This window comes from Paenibacillus sp. NPDC056933 (assembly GCF_042674385.1).
Lineage (GTDB): Bacteria > Bacillota > Bacilli > Paenibacillales > Paenibacillaceae > Paenibacillus.
Genome location: NZ_JBHUQN010000001.1, coordinates 3,111,417 through 3,130,631, shown reverse-complemented (window position 1 = coordinate 3,130,631; position 19,215 = coordinate 3,111,417). Strand labels below are relative to the sequence as shown.

Sequence of the window (19,215 nt, the reverse complement as noted above, 5' to 3'; positions counted from 1 at the left end):
AAACCAAGTGTAATGAACAATAGGGATCATGTAAATGGAAGCCGAATAAAGAAGGGCCTCGGTTCTCCTCCCGAACCCGGTTAAGTTTGAACCCCGGACTGTAACACCTCGAAATATTCGCTCAACATTTCATTAAAATCAGGTTCGTCACTCTCAATACGTTCAACATACTTCCATAAAATCAGTTCTTCCGTCTCGATGTTCACAACCTCATATTCCATTTGTTTCGATTCCCAAACGGTCACCTGACCGAGGGCATACTTGGACTCATGAATGAATCCGGTTGAAGGATCAGGGATGAGGTGTGGACCAACACTTTCCGCCTTAACTCGCTCCGTCGAGATCCCCAACGATTGCAGCCGTTCCGCATATTGCTCGGCCCATTGATTCAATTGGTTTCGGATCATATGAACAGCTCCCTATTCAGACTTGACCATCCTTTATGTCATCCATACTTCAACTGTACACAAAAAACCGATCCTCTGTCGAGAATCGGTTCCATTCATTAAATGGACAAGGTATTTCGCATCAAGATGCAGTGACAAGCGGCCTCACTGCTGCTCCAGCGAATGCTGATTTTTGCTTTTCATCAGATCCATCCCCATGCTCAGCAACAGCATCAGTGCAGCGAACATCACGGATTTACCAATGGTTCTTTCAGGAAAGATTATATAGGCAACTAGAAAATTCCCTGCGAAAACAAACAGATAATTACGGATGCGATCCATCTTCTCATCTCATTTCGGAAAATTTAGAATTCACGTAACCTACTGCTCTACATTATCATATTTTTCCATATTAATCCATAATGCAAGTTATCTCTTTCGCCCAATCCCCTCATAGACAGCCTCGCACAGTTCAGTCGTAAACCTGCCTGACATGCCCTCAAGAGCTGTATTCGTGAACGCAACAACGCTCAGCTCTTCTGCCGGATCAACAAACCACGAGTGACCATAGGTTCCTCCCATACGCCACGTTCCAGCAGACTCCGAGGTGCCCGCCTCTACCGGATCTTTCAGCAACGTGAATCCCAGGCCAAATCCCCTGCCCGGCCAATAAGGCATGACAAGATCGCCAATCTGATTGGTCGTCATCTCGGTAACCAGCGCCTCTGGAAGAAGGGAGCCTCCACCTTGACGCAGCGTTTCAAGCAAAAGAAGAAAGTCTCCTGCACTTCCAACCATCCCCGCGCCGCCTGAGAGATAGGCCGATGGATCAAGAACTCTTTCTGGTGCAAGGCGGAAGCCCGCCGTTCCTTCAATAAAAGGAACATGTTCCTCTGCTCCCAAGCGACGAGGTTGACCAGAACTGTTGGAACTGTCAGCATAGGCAGCAGTCATTCTCTCCGGATCCACAGCAACAAAATCCGTGTCCTTCATGCCTAGTGGATGAGTCACGAGCCGTTGTACTGCCTCCCGCAGTGTCATCCCGGTCACTTTCTCAATGACTGCACCAAGCACATCTGTTGCAATCGAATATCTCCACATCTTCCCGGGCTCATACAGCAGTGGAGCAGAAGCAATCCTGAGCAAATTTTCTTCCAGCGTAATGCCAACAATATCCATCCCATCCGATACTCCGGCAAGTTCGTACGTTCCCCCGTTTTCCTGAAAAAAGCGGTACGTTAAACCTGCCGTATGTGTCATCAGATGATGAACCTTCATGGAGGCAATTTCCCCATTTGGCTGTTTGGGACGGAATTCAGGAAGCCATTTCACAACCAGGTCATCCAGCTTCAATTTACCCTGGGATATCAATACCATGGCGGCGGTGGATACAATCGGCTTGGTTACAGAAGCATACCTGAACAGTGCGTTTTCTTGCATCCGTCTGTTCTGCTCCCGATCGGCGAATCCAGCAGCGCTTTTATAAACGAGCTCCCCTTTCCAGGCAATCTGAACAACGGAACCCACGATTCTTTTTTCTGCCAACGTACGGTTAATCACTTCTTCTACAGATGCAAGATTAATCTTCATATCTCTGTCTCCCATTTCACTCTTCCTCTCCATGTGTACCTTGATTATTTAAAGTAAGTGTGCTTATTATATAAATGATCTCATCCGCATTACATAAGACAACGAAGTTATCCGTATGGATCCGCCATAAATATAAAGGTATTTACAAAGTATTTCCTATAATTTAAAAGGGGGCCATCTCATGGACCAAATCGATACCAATATCCTCTTTCATTTGCAAAACCAGGCAAGGCTATCCATGACAGAGCTGGGCAAGCTGGTAGGTTTATCTCAACCCGCCGTAACAGAACGCGTGAAGCGATTGGAAGAAAGCGGTGTAATCGAGGAGTACCGCACCATCATTTCTCCACAGAAAATAGGGAGGTCCAGCACTTCCTATCTTCTTTTTCGCACACGGGATTGTCATGCCTTTCTTGATTTCTGCCGCTCGTCACCGGAAGTGGTCGAATGTCATCGCGTGAGCGGAGAGCATAACTACCTGTTAAAGATCATGACGGATTCAATTGCTGATCTCGAAGCGTTTGGGGACCGATGTGATCCATACGGTACCTACACCACCCTCATCGCGATATCTTCACCTATTGCAACCAAAAATCTCATCGAAGGAACGAATGTGGTATAAATGATTCATTTCGTTCTTAATCTGTCTTGGGAAAACCATGTTTTCTGGCGGACCAGGTGACAAACAAAGCCATAACGATCAACAGGATCAGAGAAATCGGCAGGAAACGTGCCCCCATCTGTTCCAGAAGGATGGCTCCGACGATCCCCCCTCCCCCGATTCCCAGATTCCATGCTGTCACCAGCATGGATTGGGCGATATCGGCACTCTTGCCCCCGGCTTGCGCAATTGCAGTCTGCAGCAACGTTGCTGCTCCTCCAAATGTAAGTCCCCAGGCGCCTACTCCCATAATGATCATCATCGGTTGATGTATAAAAACCCCCATGGCCAGCGAAGCTAGCGCAAATATCACTAGACTGATCAGAATTAACAGCCTCATGTAACGATCAATCAACAACCCAATAATCCATATACCGATCACCGAAGTCACTCCAAAGATCAGCAGAACCAGATCAACCCGTTTGGACAGCACGGTCTCGCCCAGATAAGGTGATATATACGTGTACAGAATGTTATGGGCGAGTACCCAGGCCAGAACAACAAACAATATGGGACGTACCCCGGGAATAACAAAAATCCGATAAAGCGCAAGCTGATGACGAGCAGGCTCCCCCTTATAATCAGGTACTTTCCATAGCACCCAAAATACAAGCGCAACCGTCAATAATGAGATTGTTCCAAAAATAAGGCGCCATCCTGCGTAATTGCCCAAAAAGGTACCCAACGGAACGCCCAGTGCAAGCGCCAAAGGTGTGCCCACCATAGCCACTGCCATCGCTTTTCCCTTTAACGAGCTTGAAACCATCCGGCGTGCGTAACCCGCAGTCATTCCCCACAATACGCCAGCAGATACACCCGCCATAAAACGGGCAGCAAGGGTCACTCCGTACACCGAAGAAACGGCCGTAATGGTGTTAAATACCAGAAAACCAAGGATGCAGAGCAATAACAGCGGCCTGCGTCTCCATCCACGTGTAGCCGTTGTCAAGGGGATCGCTGCCAGAAGAGAACCCACCGCATATAATGTGACGAGTTGCCCTGCCATACCTTCCCCGATCTCCAGATCCTGTGCTATTTGCGGCAGCAACCCCGCCGGCAGACTTTCTGTAAGAATGCATATAAATCCAGCCATAGCCAAAGCAAGCAAACCTGACCATGGAAGACGTTCTCTTACCACTTTGTTCGCGTTCACGAAGACTCTCCTTTATCCTTTATTTTTCCAGGTCCAAAAGCCTTTGGCCTACAAGAATAAGCTTATAAAATCAGGTCCATATTTGGCATACTTAATTAACGGCAAATCGATCGTTTTAGGAAGATAATCCGGTTTATTTCGGTGTTTCACTTCGGATTTCAATGTAAACGCTAATAAGCGGCATCCACGGATGCCGCTTATTAGCGTTTACTATCCTTATATGGCCGCATCCGAACTCGGGTTCACAAAGGGGGAAGGTAAAGGCTTGCCTGTTTTCGTTTAATTCTTTCATTTTAATGTACAACAAAAAATCGGCCACCTTGTGACCGATTTTCTTCTTATCTGATTTATACTCCATACTCTGCACTTCCTTGTGGATTACTCCTTCACACTACCCAGTTGCAAACCGTGGACGAAGTATTTTTGCAGAAACGGATAGACAATCAGTATTGGCAGAGCCGCCACAATCGTAATAGCTGCCCGGATGGACACTGGCGTAACCATGTTACGCGCCGCCCCAATATCTGCACCGTTGGCGACTGCCGCGCTGCTGTTGGAATTCATGGACGAAGACAGCAGCTTCATCAATTCGTATTGCAACGTGCTCAAATTCTGCTTGGAGGAAGCGTACAGGAACGTATCAAACCATGAATTCCACTGCCCCACAGCGACGAACAGCGCCACGGTTGCCAGCACAGGCTGACACAACGGCAGAATGATGGATATGAACGTTCTGAAATCGCCTGCCCCGTCAATTTTGGCCGATTCAATCAGACCCTCGGGGAGCGTCTGAATATACGTACGGATAACAATCATGTTAAACGCACTAATCAGGCCAGGAATAATGTAGACGAGGAAGTTGTTAAGCAAATGCAGATCCTTCATCAAGAAATAGGTCGGAATCAGACCTGCACTGAAATACATCGTGAGCACAACGACAATCGTAATCGGCTTACGAAGGATATAGTCCTTACGGCTTAGCGTATAGGCCAGCATCGAAGTCAGGAACAGGCTAAGGATTGTACCCAATACTGTTCTCGCCACAGAGATTCCGAAGGCCTGGAAAATGGTTCCTCCGGCAAATACGGCTCTGTAGTTCTGATCCGTCCATTCCCGCGGCCATAGATAGATGCCTCCTCGAATGGTGTCATTGCCCGCATTAAAAGATATGGCAAGAGTATTCAGAAACGGATACAGGGTCACGACCGCAATAAAGACCATCAGTGCGCCGTTTAATGTATGGAAGACAATCGGCTCAAGCCGAGACTTGTTCATTCCCATCGATGTGTCCTCCTCATATTAATCGGTCCTCACCGAAACGTTTGGAAATCGAGTTGGCTGCAAATATTAGCGTAATACTAACGACCGTTTTGAAAATGCCTGCGGCGGTAGCAAGTGAATAGTTACCAATCTGCAATCCGTATTTCAAGACAAAGATATCAATGGTCTGAGACCAGTCAACGACAACCCCGTTACCGAGCAGGTACTGAACTTCAAATCCTGCCTCCAGAATCCATCCCATGTTCATGATCAACAGGATAATGACAATGGACTTGATTCCAGGCAGTGTTACATACAGCATTTTCTTATACCTGTTGGCTCCATCAATCTCAGCTGCTTCATAGAGCGAGGGGTCGATAGATGTAATGGCGGCCAGATAAATAATGGCATTCCAGCCTACCTCTTTCCATACATGCGATGCACCGACAATTCCCCAGAAGTATTCCGGGACACTAAGCCACATGATGGGTTCCTGAATGAATCCCAGCTTCATCAAGACCACATTGACAATCCCGCCGTCTACGGATAATGAACTTGCCACAATCCCTGTTACGATGATCCATGACAAGAAGTGGGGTAAATACGAAATCGTTTGAACCGTCCGTTTATAGAACTTGTTTTTGATCTCATTAAGGAGAATCGCAAAAACAATAGCCGTTACAAATCCAAGCACCATGTTAATGACACTCATGGCAATCGTGTTGCGAAGCACGTTCAGAAACGCGTCGTCCGTAAGCAGAAACTTGAAGTGCTTAAGTCCGACCCATTCCTGCTGCGCGAAACTCTTCGCCGGACTGTAATTTTGAAAGGCCATAACCCAGCCCCAGATTGGATAATACGAAAATACCAAAATGTACGCAACAATGGGCAGAGACATGAACATCAATTGCTTCTGACTGCGTAAACGCTTTAATAAAGGCGTCTTGGCAACGATGGTTGGAGCGGATTGATCTTGTATGGCTCCTGGCGTGTTTGCCATCCTTCACTCCTCCTATTAACATACAGCGGCCGTTTGCATGGAAGCCTCGGAAGGCTCCGAATGGCATTCATTCCATTCGTGCCTCCCGGGGGAACATCCACTGCCACTTTTTTATTTTTCTACAGTCCAGTTCTGAATCCGCCATTGCAGTTGCTCGTTAATCCGTTCTTCATAAGCCTTCACGTTAATTTTCTTGTAAGCGTCCACATATTCGTTCCAGATCGAATCGAACTCATTCGCTTTTGACATGATTGCTCTAGGCAAGAACTTCAGGGAAGTATCGGTCATTTGTTTGTTCGCTACCGAAGCATCCGAACCTTCCTTCAGGTCCACCTGCCATGCTGGATAGTACACTGGATTCTCTGGAGCAGGAGAGAAGAAATCACTCCATGTTTTGTATCCATAAGCATCCAGCAATTCTTTATCCTCTGGCTTCAAGCTGTCATAGAATTCTTCAGGCTGATTCGTTGCTCCGATCGCATTGCCATCTTCGAAAGTTCCTTCCATTTTCGGTGCTGCACCGTAGAAGCCTTCTGCCTTGTTAGCCAGCTTCCATGCCGGATCTTCCTGCTGTGTACGTTGCTCTGGTGTACGATAGAATCTTCCTTCATCATTGACCATGTAATCTACGCCTTCTTCACCCCAGGACAGAAGCTTCTGATACTTCTCATCCATAAGCTTATCCAGGAACTCGATGATCGCTACCGGGTCCTCGGCATCTTTACTGATACCAAAGCCGTTATTCAGGTTGATGACCGGTCGGTCAAGGTAGTGATCTTTGATACTTGTATCATATACAAGCGGGAATCCGACGTATGTTTGACTGATTTTACCTTGGGCTACGAGCGGGTCCTCACCTTGCTGGAAATTCCAGTGCTGGTCGAACATGCCGACGACGCGTCCCGAAGAGATTTTAGCCAGATACTGATCATAGTTTTGAACAAACGCTTCCTTATCCAGCAAACCTTCATTATAGAGATTATTCAGTTCTTTATAGTACTGTTTGGAGATATCCTTATCGGCAAATACGGTTGCTACGCCTTTATCATCTACCACGACGCCGCCATCATTCGGATGACCTGTCAGATGCTCCGGTGGATTAAGCAACGGGAAGGTTCTCCAGTCGGAAGCAAGTGTGGTGAAGCCAATAGTTGGTTGACCATCTTCCGTAGTTGGATGCTTTGCAGTATAATCGCGAATTAGCTTCATATAATCATCCAGGGTCTTAGGTGTTGGATAGCCTGCCTCTTTCAGAACTGACTTCTGAATCCAGAACGCAGGACCAGAGTAATAGTTGCTGATAAATTCTCCGGTGTACACGCCGTAGTTCGGCAACCAGTAGATATGTCCATCACTGGAATCTTTCATCCGTTCCCAGTCTTTTGCAAAATGCTTCTTCAGGTTAGGTGCATGCTGCTCGATCAGATCTTCCAGCGGAATAACCGCTCCGGCTGAGACAAGCTTCGTATCGGCTGTAATCAGATCCGGGAAATCTCCACCAGCAATCATAACGCCCAGCTTTTGTTGCAGGTCTCCTACCAGGAACTCCATGTTCAATTTGACACCCAGTTCCTCCTCAATCTTTTTGTAAATCCGGTTGTCTTGAGTAGGTGCCTGATTCGGTGTACCAATAAAAGCTGAGATGTTTAATACTTCTTTGCCGTCGGGTGTAGTCGTTTTGGCGCTGTCTCCGCTACATCCGGCCAATGCTAAACTAAAGGCCAGAACGAGTGAAACGGAACCCCAAAGTTTCTTTTTCTTCAATCCCCCCATGTATTGCCCCTCCTTGGAAGTGGTTTGCCTTACTGCTCTTATTATGAAGAAATGTATGCGGTTACAAAATAAACAGATTTAAGCTCCTCCCCCCCTTTTTTTCAGAATATGGAAACGTAAAAACCGAACAACGAAGTCATTGTTCCTTTACCTGACAGACTGTTGTCGGTATTCTGCCGGTTTCATGCCCAACCTCTTCTCAAATTGTTTCAGGAAATACTGATAACTTCTGTAACCCACTTCTTCTGCAATGGCGCAGGAAGTCTGCTCTGTCTCCCGGAGGAGCTGCTTCGCTTCTTCCATTCGCAGATCGTGTACAACATCCAATACACCCTTGCCATATTTGCGCATGAAAGACTGCCCCAGATGCACTGGATTGATGTAAAATTGCTCGGCAAGCTCCCTGATCGTAAACGTCTCTTTATAATGACTGCGCAGATATTCGGCCACCATCGCCTGGGTTCCTCCAACCTGCTTTTGCCGAAGTGTCATCACTTCCGATTGACATTTCAGACAGAATTCCTCCAGCATACTGGCCGATTCTTCAATATTTCGATGATGCCTTCGACTCATCTGAAGTACGGATTCCTGAATCAGAGTATTGGGTTCGCCCCCTAGCTCCTTGCAGAGAGCGAGACCCCGAAACAGAATTTGGGTCGAAAAAATATGGATTAGTTCCGGTGCAGCCATGTCCTGCTTGAACCTGTCGAACGCTCTCCGAACAGATACCAAGAGCTCTTCAGTCGAACCATTCTCCAACTGCTCCATAATATCGTCGGCCTCAATCAGTGTTCCAGGATCAAACAGCAATGGCTGCTCCTGTATATCCTCAGCGAACATGACACTACTCTCACTGAAAAACAGGAAACGACCAGCCTCTACTGCGGAACTGTAGGATACGGGCAATTCCTCCAGTTCATGCACGGGCAGACCTATAGCCATCTTCACTTCGGCAGAGCCCTCATTCTGCACACTCGCGAGAGCCCTCTCAGCGAAAGCTCGAAGTGAACTTGTCACCCCGGTTGCTTTGGAATGAGCTTCACCCCATACGATGCCACAGGTCGTCTGTCCACTATCGATCAGATAACAGCAGCTTTCTTTCTCTGCTATTTGCTGCAGGACAGAACGGGCATGACTTGAAACTTCCCCTTCAAACATGACCTGCACATAAGTCCACTGATTCGCTCTTTCTGACATCTCGGACATGAGCCATGCTCTCTCCTGACCATCAGCCAGTTCTGCCCCCGTAACCAGCTCCGTTAAAACCCGCCTGATTCGATGCTCTTTCGCCTGTTCACGAATCCGTTCGAGCGTTTCCCGTTCCTGTAGTTCTTGTCTTAATCGTTCCAGCATATCATCAGCTTCCGGTCCAACAACCGGTTTGGTCAAATAATTGGATACGCCCAAACGGATCGCCTGTCTGGCATAATTAAAGTCGCTGTACCCACTTGTAATGACAAATAACGTGGAATCATGCCCCCGACGACGTGCTTCTTCAATCAATTCCAGCCCACTCATGGCTGGCATCCGAATGTCCGTAACGACCAGATCAGGTTGTGCTGTGCAAATGGCATCAATGGCTTCTTCACCATTGGCACATACGCCTCCTATCTCAAACCCATGCTTCTCCCAATCAATCAATAATTGGAGCCCTTCGATGGCAAATGGCTCATCGTCCACCAGCAATACTTTGTACATGTCTGCACCTCCTATTCTTTCAATGCAAGTCTGGCGTAAGGAATATGGTACCCTGCATCTGTTCCAGTCCCGGCTTCACTATTAATCGTAAAGTTCACATCCCCTGCATAAAAAAGCTCCAATCGCCGATAAACATTACGTAGTCCCACATGCCCTCCATCCAATGGTCGGTCGGAACGCATGTCTCTTAGCAGCTGACTCAGCTTGCTTTCATCCATGCCAATACCATTGTCAATCACACGAACATCCAGCCCAGACTCGCTTAGTTTGGCAGTCACTTTAATCAGTCGCCCGGCTTTACGGGCCTGCAATCCATGCTTGCATGCATTTTCGACCAGAGGCTGAATGCTCATCCGCGGTATACGCAAAGTCGTTGCTTCTGGATCAATATCGAAGGTATAGTCAAACAGCTCTCCGAAGCGAAATTTCTCAATTTGCAAATAAAGGGAAGTAAACTGGAGCTCTTCCTGAAGAGGAATCAGATTATCTGAACGACTGAGCAGCTGTCTCATCAGCAAGGACAGGCTTTTAATAATCTCGATGACTTCCGTATATCCATTCTTCGTACTTACGACGAGCAGGGCATTGAGTGTATTAAATAAAAAGTGAGGATTCATCTGACTTTGAAGCATGGACAATTCAGTTCTTACCCGATCCAGTTCCAGATCCTTTTGCCGGATTTCTAATTTGTACACGTCGTTGATCAACGAATGAATCATGCCAATCATCATGTTGAATGTACGAATCAGCCCTCCAATCTCATCCCGCCCCTCATGAATGTCTATGAGATCAAACCGTTCGTTGCGCACCTTCTCCATATGTCTTGCCAGTTTTCGAACCCGATAATGATAGGACCGCAGAATGATGTAAATAAGCACGGAAGGCACAACGATACTGATAGCGAGCAGACCCAAAATGGAATTAAGAGCTTCCTCCAACAGCTGATCCAAATGTCTTGTATCTGCAATTCCAATCAGTTTCCAGCCTTTCAGATAGGCCAGATTGCCGAGTGATTTCTCCATCATGTATTCAGACTTTGCGTTACTTCCAGTTGTTGGCATATCGACCCATGCCCCCAAGTTCCCTTCGGTTACGTCACCGCTGGAGACTACGGTACGATTCGTGCCGTCGACCAGACGAAGCTGGAGACTATCCGTCTCTCGATTCAAAATGCTGTACACTCGACTGACTTCGAGATCGACCTTGGAATATTTCGCGTAGTTGTCATACGAATCGTAGGTATCCATTTTGCCAATGACACTGATTCGTGTGCCCGGATTAAATCCGGAAGTTTCGTTATAATCGACAACCATAATGCCGCCGCTGGTTTTCTCCAACTGTTTTAGACCGGGAAGAGAATCTGCCCCCTTATCCATTACGATGTAATGACTGCCGGTCTGAATCGTCTGGTTATCCGTATAGATTCGTACCTCCAATATGTTGGCAGACATATAACGAGTTAATTTGTCGCGCAAAAATCCATGGTACTCATTGTAATAATCCACAGGAGAACGGTAGGTCCGATCCAATGCTTCATACAACGAATCATCTGCTGCAATCATTCGGCTGAGTGCAACACTTTCATCGATCATGCCCATCAGTTCGCCCGCCGCCCGCTCCATGGACTTGCGTAAATTTTCCTGCTCCCGAACCTTAATGTCGGCAGAGGTACGTTGATAAAAAAAGAGATTAATCGTAATGACCGGAAGAAGGATGCTCAGCACATAAATCAGCAAAAATTTGGATCGCAGAGGAATGTCATTTACTTTATGGAACATCCAGATTTTTTTACGCACATGATCACCCTTAAATTTTGTTTTTGTACACGGATGGAAGCTCGCCTGTAAACGCTTTAAATTTATGGGTGAAATACTCGGCATCATGATACCCCAGTTCGCATGCAATGTCCGAAATTTTCATATTGGTCCGTCGCAGCAGCCTGCGCGCCTCTTCGATACGTATCCGGTGCACATATTCACTGAAACTAACCCCTGTTTCCCGCTTGAATTGTTGGCCCAGATAGGCCGAGTTCACGTGAATATACTGTGCTACTTCCTGCAATGTGACTTTATTCCGATAATGCCTCTTCAAGTAATCAATGGCCTCGGAAACCAAGCCTCTTGAACCGGAGTCTGAAGATGGAGACAAAACCTGGGCTATACGAATGAAGAGTTGCTTCAACGTACCTGATGACCATCCATCGATTTCATGCCACCCTTTCTCGCGAAGCAGTACCATCCCCTCATCATTTCCACTATACTTTCCGAGCAGTTCACCGTGAATGTACCGAACTACATTTGGAATCCATCCAACGTCAGACTTACTCTTTTTATACAACATGTCATCCACTGCTGCGGCGATTTCGGTTATATCACCTGCTTCAATCCAGGCCAGGATTTGACTGGACAGGGTCGTCATTTGCTCAAGATCGTACTCTTCTATCTTCCCTAGATCCGCAGAACCAAAGGGAGTGTCTTTCGCCGCAACCAGGCCATCAACCTGTTTTTTCTCTTCTTTACGTTTGTCCAGCGGTCCGATCAGTTCCAATAACACCTGATGTATTTCCTCGGTAACCAGGGGTTTCAACACGTACTCATCCACCCGGTAGCGTATTGCCTCTTGGGCGTAAGCAAATTCCGAATATCCGCTGACAATAATGACTTTGGCGGTATGTCCCAGCTCTTCCCGCATGGTGCGAATCAGTCCCAATCCATCCAGAACAGGCATTTGGATATCGGTTACCACAAGATCCGGTTCCACAGTACCAATCAGGGCGAGCGCTTCTTCACCATCCGTTGCCGTTCCGCAAAGTTCATAACCGCAGGCTTGCCAGTCAATCATCGTCCTCCAGCCTTCCAGCATAAACGGTTCATCGTCTGCCACAATAACCTTGTACATAGATTCACCCGCCATTCCCCTGTTTTTGTCTCAGTATGGCATCAAGCAGCAAAACCGACAATAAATTTATATTTTTTAGTAATGTGAATGACTCCGATCGACATTCGACATGTCCCCCGCAAAATCCGGCCCCCAGAGAGCATATAAGACTCTCCAGCTTCACATCATGAACGATTCCAAAAAGCCCTACTTGCAACCGCCTCTAATGGGTAGCTGAAAGTAAGGCGTATGATTTCCGATGGAGCTACAGATGCTGCCCCTTAATGATTCTCCAGAACGATTCCTTCGGCTGTAAGTGCTGATCAAACACAAACGGCCAGTTTTTACGTCCACGCACCGGGAAATTGTCCAGCCAGGTATAATTGTCTGCCGCACCCCAGAACGTCACGGACGTAATCGAGGATTCATATTCACGGAATAGTTGGAAAATCTCTTCGTACCGACGCTCTTGCAGTTCTGCCATCTCCGCAGTTGGGGCTGTCAGATCCGTTCGACGGTCTTCAAACTGGAATACGGACAAATCCAGCTCCGTAATATGCAGCTGCACATCCAATGAAGCATAACGTTCAATGGCGAGCCGGATTTCTTCTACCGAGGGACCATGGATATTCCAATGACCCTGCATGCCTATGCCGTGCACGGGTGCCCCCTTCTCCCGTAATGACCGGACCAGATTGTATATCTTCTCACGTTTGATCGGATCGGTCTCGTTGTAATCATTATAGAAAAGCAGAGCCCCGGAATCTGCCTCATGAGCCATTTTGAACGCCTGAAGCAGGTAATCTTCACCTAATAGCTGAAGCCATGGTGTATCACGCATTACAAGATCCGACTTGTCTTCAATCGCTTCGTTTACAACATCCCAGGCATAAATATGTCCTTTATAACGGCCCACTACGGTGTCGATGTGCTGTTTCAGCCTGGACAAAAGCAGCTCTCTGGATGCCAGAGCACCGGAAGCATCCCGGAATACCCATGCCGGCGTCTGATTATGCCAGACCAGTGTATGTCCGCGAACAGCCAATCCTTTTCCTACTGCAAAATCAACGATTTCATCCGCAGCCTCGAAGGTATAACGTCCCTCTTCCGGTTGAATCTCCTCGAACTTCATCTGGTTCTCTGCCGTAATGCTGTTATAATGTTTGGCGATAAACGCCCCTTCAGAATGCAGAGTTTTCGTATTCACGGCTGCGCCTATTTTGAATTTACTATCAAAAGCAGTATGTAGAGACGGAATTTCTGTTGGCATATTGCTTCCCCCTCACAGGTTTTTCCTTATGATATCGTTTTATGAATGCGCTTACTATGAACAAATTAAACCTTTTACCCCCTGATATTTTACTATTTCCATCCAGTTCCGTCCAAAGCAATACAAAACACCTCCGCATTCCCTCTCTGATGACAACAGCGCAACATACCACGGGAGGTGTCTTGTATTGACCATGTACTGACCATGAAAAAGTTGATGATAATGACATAGTGGAAGGATTACAGCTTGTCCACCTGCAATAAGGTCACAGGCTTCACCGTACAAGCTGGACTAATCTGCTCCTCCGTCAGTATGTTCAGCTTGATCAGGCTTTTCAGCTTATGACTGTCCACCTTGGACAGCAGCCGCCAGATGTCAGGATCGGGAAGGGAAGCGTACAGCTTCTGGTCATCATATTCCTTCCGGTGCTGAAGTACCGTTTTTACGGCATATCCGCCAACTTGCGTCTCATAGACGCCCTGCTGCTCACAATACCCGACAATCTCATCCCGTAACACAGATAGACGCTGTTCAATTTCTTTCTGCTGCTGTTTCAGTTCAAAATAAGTTTGCACCTTCTGTTCCATACCTATCACGCTCCTCTATAACATAGGTATGCAGGGAAGGATAGTTTAGGACAATACTACAGCAGTTCATCATGTAAATATGAATTATTGCCAATAATCTTTTTAATCCGCTGCATCACACCTGGACCCATAGGTACATTAGCAACTCGCTTTAATAGAATCCAGCGCAAACAAGCCATCGCTTCAAAAATCTCCGCATCGTCCGGTGTGTATTCCGTTAGACTCTTGAATAGAGCACTGTACACCTTACCGTTTCGTTCTCCCACATATATCGTCATCAAAAAAATGGACCACGCCATATCATACCTCGGGTCGCCGAGCTGTCCATTCGTCCAATCGATAACGGTGTATTGATGATCTGCCTCCAGGACATTTCCCAAGTTGTAGTCACCATGGATCAACTTATCCTGCCTATATTCAATTTGTTGAAGCAGGCTTGTCAGGATCTGATGGATGTCCTCATGGATGTCGATCGAGGGAAAGAAGTATTGAAGGAAATCATATTGGGGAATGAGGTCTGAACCCACGTTCTCCGTACCATTCACCTCATAACCATGGACTTGAATTAATAGTCGGGCCAAATGCTCCAGTTTGGTTTTGCTTAACTTGGCTATAGGCTCCCCATCATAACTCGTTAACAGAACCTGATTCTGGTCCACGTCCATTCCCCAACCGTATGGTTTGGAGACTTGTACTCTACTTTCGTAAAGTTTAGATAAAAGCTCATACTGGTTCTGAATGTTGGGTTTGGAGTCCTTGTTCCATATTTTTAACACACAAGAATGATCGGCGCATTCTACCTTCACAACGTCCGCTTCCAATCCTGGTGACAGGGGGAGCATCTGATATGGCTTTCCCAACAGGCAGCGAATCTCTTCGTCCAACTCGACCCAGCGGATGCTTTCCAACGTTAACCTCATTTTGCCCGCCCCTTCTCTGTAAAATAGATCATTCTCATCCACAACCAAGCCATCCATCTCGGCAAAAGAGGCACTCTCTTCGGATTGAAAGTCTCCTTTTCACTCTAGTTGTCAGGTGTAATAAGTCCTTTACCAATGAAATTGGCAGACACAGGCTTCTTGTCCAGTTCTCTGGACCATACCGATAATTGTCCCGTATGGTGAATCTCATGAGCAATCACGTGACGCATCACTTCTCCCCACGACTCCTTGACTAGGGTACGATCCAATTCAGGATCGATATAGGGTCTCTTTTCCATGCTGGGATTCCAGGAAAGAACAAATGCCTCCACATCCGGTCGCAGCTTGCGTTCGAATTGTCGCACAGCTTCCAGTGTTTTATAGTCTTCAAAGTTCTCCATACCATCTGGTTTACCCTGCAATACTTGGAGCCAGCTCCACTCTACATCTATGATATGAAAAAGCGTTTGCAATATATTGCCTACTCCGCCTGTTCGGGGCCGAAGCAGCTCTTCCAGCGGTACGTCCTCACACCACTGAAACCATTGCTCACGCACGATCCAGTTATAACGAAAGAAAGATTCCATTTAGCCATTCTCCTTTTCTATATAAATTGAACTAAAGAATATTTACACTTGCACTCCGATGACAGAACAACCTTCCGATCGCTGTTATCCCTGGAATCCCTTTTTCAAAGGGGAAAATCCGGGGATAAAGGCGAGGTGTATGCTTCCGATGCAGCTTTCTTTCAGAAAGCTTTTAGCTACACTTCTTCAGGTTATTTCTGCCCTCTCCGTTCTCGTGTAAATGTTTAGTTCAATTTATATCATGCGATTTAAGTTTTTTGATCAGTTCCATATTGGCAAAAGTCTTGTCTGAGTGTTCAAGGTCTCCGTAAATCCCGCTAATCTGATCAAAACCCGATTTGGTCCAAAATCGTAGTGCAGGCCAATTTTTGAGTGCCACGTTGATTCTGATTTCCTTATAACCTAGCTCGGAGAATAATCGGGTTAACGCTTGGATCACTTCTTGCCCATAGCCCTGCTTCTGGGTCTCACTATGGATATACAAAAATTCGAGATAAACGGAATCCGCCATGGGGTAACCATGGTACAAGCTCAACACACCTATATTTTTGTTTTCCTGTATCGTACGAATGGTCTGAATTCGGTAGTTCTCCAGTTTTCCTCCAGGAGGAAGGTTCCCTTTTTCAAAACACGTTCTCACATAATCCGGCTCATGATCTCGTCCGTCCCATTGTTGCACATAGCTACTCGTATCAACAATGGATTGCAATTCGAAAATCTCAGATTCTTTCAAATCGGAAATGAAGAGCCGGTCTGAATTCCACTCTGCTGGGATCTGTTTCATATCAGCACCTCCGATCTATTCGTGCTTTCTATCATAACCCATGATATGGTAAAAACAAAAGAGCTGCGATCGTCGCAGCTCCCTACTCTTTTTCCGTCGTCATTCTCTTAATGTTCTTTTATTAATCGTCAATTCATTTCATCCATTCATTACATTTTCGGTATCCACCACATTCGCAAACATGCTCAGAACCGAATTGTGGTGTTCTATAATCTGTTCAGCCTGAAGAATGTTGGAATTCCATGTGCTGTGAGCATCACGAACCAAGGTCACTGCATAACCAAGGCTACTTGCTCTGCGGCAGGTCGTATCCACGCATATCTCCGTCTGCATGCCAGTCAGAATAAGATCCGTCACTCCGTTTTCTTGCAATTTCAGATTCAGATCTGTTTCGTGAAACGAGTCAGGTGTTTGCTTTTCAATAACAAGGTCACCAGTGATCGGCGCAATGGACGGATGAATCGCCCAACCTGCCGTTCCACGCTCAAGGGGACTGCCTGCTCCTTCACTGTGCTGAATGTAGATGACGGAGTGACCTTTTTCCCGAGCCTTGGAAATGATGTGTTGTACTCTCTGAAGCAATAAATCCCCCTGATATACGGGATCTGATTCATCGAACATGGCTACCTGAACATCGATTACAAGAAGTGCACAGTGGGTTGGCATCTTATATTCCTCCTGAAAAATAATATTAAATCAGCACTTGTTATGAATACTTCTTCCGTTTTCGCACCTTTAACAAACTTTCCAATCCCAGATCGATCAACACAAATATTATAGCAGCTAGGACGCCAAATAAGGTTACAATCAATGACTCTTTAAAATTTAAAATTTCTTCTCCAGCGCCCATTAGTAAATAATAGATATACATACCTAAGACCCCAGCACATGCGTAACCCAGTATTCTGAAACTTAGATACAAGGCTTGATTAACGAAACGAATTCGACTCAGCAGATAATCCAGCAATAAAGATAACGGCAGCCCGATCAATGTGATCAGGGGCGACGCATATACAAGATAAACAAGAATATAAAAATCAAAGCTGTAGGATTCATTCATGGATATTATACTTGCAATTAAAGTAAAACTAATAATGGTTAGAACGGTTGTCAGCAGCTTTCTTCCAATGTTCATCTCACCACTCCCATAAGGTTATCCCTATACAATGAATGTTCCTATGCGTCAGATTTTGCTGGTTGCCACCCGATTTCTTGGGACCATATATGAGCTTTCTCTAATATGCTCCACACCATCGGTCCTTTGCCTTCCACGTATTTTGACCGCTGGTCCTTGTATAAGGCCATAAGCCTGTGCTTCTCTTCTGCATATTTCAATCGTTCCTCTGGATGTTCCCTCAAATAATCTCTAAAAAGCAAGTTCATCTGCTCAGAGAAACTCCCCGCTTGCCTTACGTGTACATGTGTTCTCCTGTGTCCGGGTACTTCGCGAAAATATCGTTTGGTTTTATCCGGATTATCTTCTCTGAATATGAAACCGACCGCTTCGATTTCTTGTTGGTAGTTAGGCAAATCTTCGTAATTGGATACGGAAATTTGTATATCTATGATCGGTTTGGCATCCATTCCAACGATGGAAGTTGATCCGACATGGTCAATCCGTAAGGCCTTTTCTCCCAACGCCTCTCTTAGACTCATTCCGGTATCGAGGAACATATGCCTCCAAGCCGGATCATACGTTGCAATTCTCCATTGATTTTCCATGAAATCCTCCCTTCAATTCCATTAAGTATAGTTTCTATTCTCAATTCTCTGCACGATCTCTATAAACCAAGTGAGATGCTTCCTCTCCTGAAAGAAAACCTAATTTGGTATATAAATAGTCAGCCTTGTTTCCTATCGTAACGAACAAACGAATGGTTGGAGAGAAGTCTTCCAGAAGAGAAATCGCCTTGTATAACATATACCTTCCCAAACCCTGATTACTGTAGCCCGGCTTAACCGATATATCATATACAAGAGGCATATCCTCCCACATCGATATCAAACAAAACCCAACAACCTCGTTCGTCTTCTTATCTACTAAAACCGATGATGCATTTAACAGCTCATCCTGACGGTTATGTTCAAAATAATAACTCACGTCATTTTGATATGTATCCAGATTTCCTTCATCCATTCCTCCACGATATGATTCGTTCATGACTTGAACAATGCTTGGCAAATGCTCCAATTGGGGTTTAATAGTAATAAAATCAGTACCGAGATCATTTTCAATCTTCTCTGTAGGTCTAATCATACATTTTCTTGTGTTTAACACTTCAAAACCAGCTGACTTCAACACATCAATATGTTCAGCAAGAACATTGTAAGCATCTACCTTCGACTGTTCCCTTGAATTTTGAATGGCATAATTCTTTAAGAAATGAACCAGATCTACAGTTAACATAGACGGAGGAATCATGAAAAACGATCCGAGTTCGCTGCTTGTTAAAGAAATCCCGCCCACTCGTTGAGTGTCTTGATAGATCCAATAACAATCACTTGCGCTTAGCATCATTTCTTGAAGAGATCCCCAACTGGGTCTAAACCAAATATTCTTTCTATATGTCGCAAAGTACTTGGCATAACTGGTTTGATTCGCTGCGACTAGCGAATATGGAGTATTTTCATTCATCGCCTTTTCCCTTCTCTACTACAACTTATTTCTC

20 protein-coding genes are annotated in these 19,215 nt (G+C 45.9%); 1 reads left to right on the top strand and 19 read right to left on the bottom strand.

Features of this window, described 5'->3' with window-relative positions; translation table 11 throughout:
• Positions 1-80: 80 nt before the first annotated feature.
• The 3 genes from ACFTRD_RS13885 to ACFTRD_RS13875 all read right to left on the bottom strand — a co-directional run bounded on the left by ACFTRD_RS13885 (position 81) and on the right by ACFTRD_RS13875 (position 1,976).
• Entirely contained in the window at positions 81-407 is a 327-nt protein-coding gene (locus tag ACFTRD_RS13885) for an immunity protein TriTu family protein (RefSeq protein ID WP_379380678.1), read from the bottom strand.
• A gap of 144 nt (positions 408-551) precedes the next feature.
• Positions 552-728 (bottom strand): hypothetical protein, encoded by a 177-nt coding sequence (locus ACFTRD_RS13880; RefSeq protein WP_379380676.1) that lies wholly within the window; start codon positions 726-728, stop codon positions 552-554.
• An 87-nt stretch (positions 729-815) separates the two neighbouring features.
• Positions 816-1,976: a serine hydrolase domain-containing protein gene (locus ACFTRD_RS13875; protein WP_379380674.1), complete on the bottom strand. Its 1,161-nt coding sequence runs from the start codon at positions 1,974-1,976 to the stop codon at positions 816-818.
• A 181-nt stretch (positions 1,977-2,157) separates the two neighbouring features.
• Between ACFTRD_RS13875 and ACFTRD_RS13870 the strand changes: the two genes are divergently transcribed.
• Entirely contained in the window at positions 2,158-2,598 is a 441-nt protein-coding gene (locus tag ACFTRD_RS13870; protein ID WP_379380672.1) for an Lrp/AsnC family transcriptional regulator, read from the top strand.
• Positions 2,599-2,614: 16 nt separating this feature from the next.
• Here the strand turns inward: ACFTRD_RS13870 and ACFTRD_RS13865 are convergent, their stop codons facing one another.
• The 16 genes from ACFTRD_RS13865 to ACFTRD_RS13790 all read right to left on the bottom strand — a co-directional run bounded on the left by ACFTRD_RS13865 (position 2,615) and on the right by ACFTRD_RS13790 (position 19,181).
• Positions 2,615-3,730: an MFS transporter gene (locus tag ACFTRD_RS13865; RefSeq protein WP_379381358.1), complete on the bottom strand. Its 1,116-nt coding sequence runs from the start codon at positions 3,728-3,730 to the stop codon at positions 2,615-2,617.
• A 438-nt stretch (positions 3,731-4,168) separates the two neighbouring features.
• Positions 4,169-5,071, bottom strand: a complete 903-nt coding sequence (locus ACFTRD_RS13860; RefSeq protein ID WP_379380670.1) for a carbohydrate ABC transporter permease — start codon at positions 5,069-5,071, stop codon at positions 4,169-4,171.
• Positions 5,072-5,084: 13 nt separating this feature from the next.
• Positions 5,085-6,050 (bottom strand): ABC transporter permease, encoded by a 966-nt coding sequence (locus tag ACFTRD_RS13855; protein WP_379380668.1) that lies wholly within the window; start codon positions 6,048-6,050, stop codon positions 5,085-5,087.
• A gap of 111 nt (positions 6,051-6,161) precedes the next feature.
• On the bottom strand, positions 6,162-7,823 hold the full coding sequence (locus ACFTRD_RS13850; protein WP_379380666.1) for an ABC transporter substrate-binding protein: 1,662 nt from the start codon (positions 7,821-7,823) through the stop codon (positions 6,162-6,164).
• 147 nt (positions 7,824-7,970) lie between these two features.
• The gene (locus ACFTRD_RS13845; protein WP_379380664.1) at positions 7,971-9,521 is read right to left on the bottom strand and encodes a response regulator transcription factor; all 1,551 of its coding nucleotides are present in this window, start codon (positions 9,519-9,521) and stop codon (positions 7,971-7,973) included.
• Positions 9,522-9,532: 11 nt separating this feature from the next.
• The gene (locus ACFTRD_RS13840) at positions 9,533-11,317 is read right to left on the bottom strand and encodes a sensor histidine kinase (protein WP_379380662.1); all 1,785 of its coding nucleotides are present in this window, start codon (positions 11,315-11,317) and stop codon (positions 9,533-9,535) included.
• A 10-nt stretch (positions 11,318-11,327) separates the two neighbouring features.
• A complete protein-coding gene (locus tag ACFTRD_RS13835) occupies positions 11,328-12,434 on the bottom strand; it encodes a response regulator transcription factor (protein ID WP_379380660.1) in 1,107 nt (368 codons plus the stop codon).
• A 229-nt stretch (positions 12,435-12,663) separates the two neighbouring features.
• Positions 12,664-13,668 (bottom strand): endo-1,4-beta-xylanase, encoded by a 1,005-nt coding sequence (locus ACFTRD_RS13830; protein WP_379380658.1) that lies wholly within the window; start codon positions 13,666-13,668, stop codon positions 12,664-12,666.
• Between the two features lie 239 nt (positions 13,669-13,907).
• Complete coding sequence (locus tag ACFTRD_RS13825; protein ID WP_192269948.1) at positions 13,908-14,255, bottom strand: hypothetical protein; 348 nt, start codon at positions 14,253-14,255, stop codon at positions 13,908-13,910.
• Positions 14,256-14,311: 56 nt separating this feature from the next.
• On the bottom strand, positions 14,312-15,175 hold the full coding sequence (locus ACFTRD_RS13820) for a phosphotransferase (RefSeq protein ID WP_379380656.1): 864 nt from the start codon (positions 15,173-15,175) through the stop codon (positions 14,312-14,314).
• Positions 15,176-15,279: 104 nt separating this feature from the next.
• The gene (locus ACFTRD_RS13815) at positions 15,280-15,762 is read right to left on the bottom strand and encodes a DinB family protein (RefSeq protein WP_379380654.1); all 483 of its coding nucleotides are present in this window, start codon (positions 15,760-15,762) and stop codon (positions 15,280-15,282) included.
• A gap of 229 nt (positions 15,763-15,991) precedes the next feature.
• Positions 15,992-16,546: a GNAT family N-acetyltransferase gene (locus tag ACFTRD_RS13810; RefSeq protein WP_379380652.1), complete on the bottom strand. Its 555-nt coding sequence runs from the start codon at positions 16,544-16,546 to the stop codon at positions 15,992-15,994.
• Between the two features lie 138 nt (positions 16,547-16,684).
• The gene (locus ACFTRD_RS13805; RefSeq protein ID WP_379380650.1) at positions 16,685-17,212 is read right to left on the bottom strand and encodes a cysteine hydrolase family protein; all 528 of its coding nucleotides are present in this window, start codon (positions 17,210-17,212) and stop codon (positions 16,685-16,687) included.
• A gap of 40 nt (positions 17,213-17,252) precedes the next feature.
• The gene (locus ACFTRD_RS13800) at positions 17,253-17,681 is read right to left on the bottom strand and encodes a hypothetical protein (protein WP_379380648.1); all 429 of its coding nucleotides are present in this window, start codon (positions 17,679-17,681) and stop codon (positions 17,253-17,255) included.
• A gap of 41 nt (positions 17,682-17,722) precedes the next feature.
• Positions 17,723-18,268, bottom strand: coding sequence for a GrpB family protein (locus ACFTRD_RS13795; RefSeq protein ID WP_379380646.1), 546 nt, complete (start codon positions 18,266-18,268; stop codon positions 17,723-17,725).
• Between the two features lie 40 nt (positions 18,269-18,308).
• Complete coding sequence (locus tag ACFTRD_RS13790; protein ID WP_379380644.1) at positions 18,309-19,181, bottom strand: GNAT family N-acetyltransferase; 873 nt, start codon at positions 19,179-19,181, stop codon at positions 18,309-18,311.
• Positions 19,182-19,215: the final 34 nt, after the last annotated feature.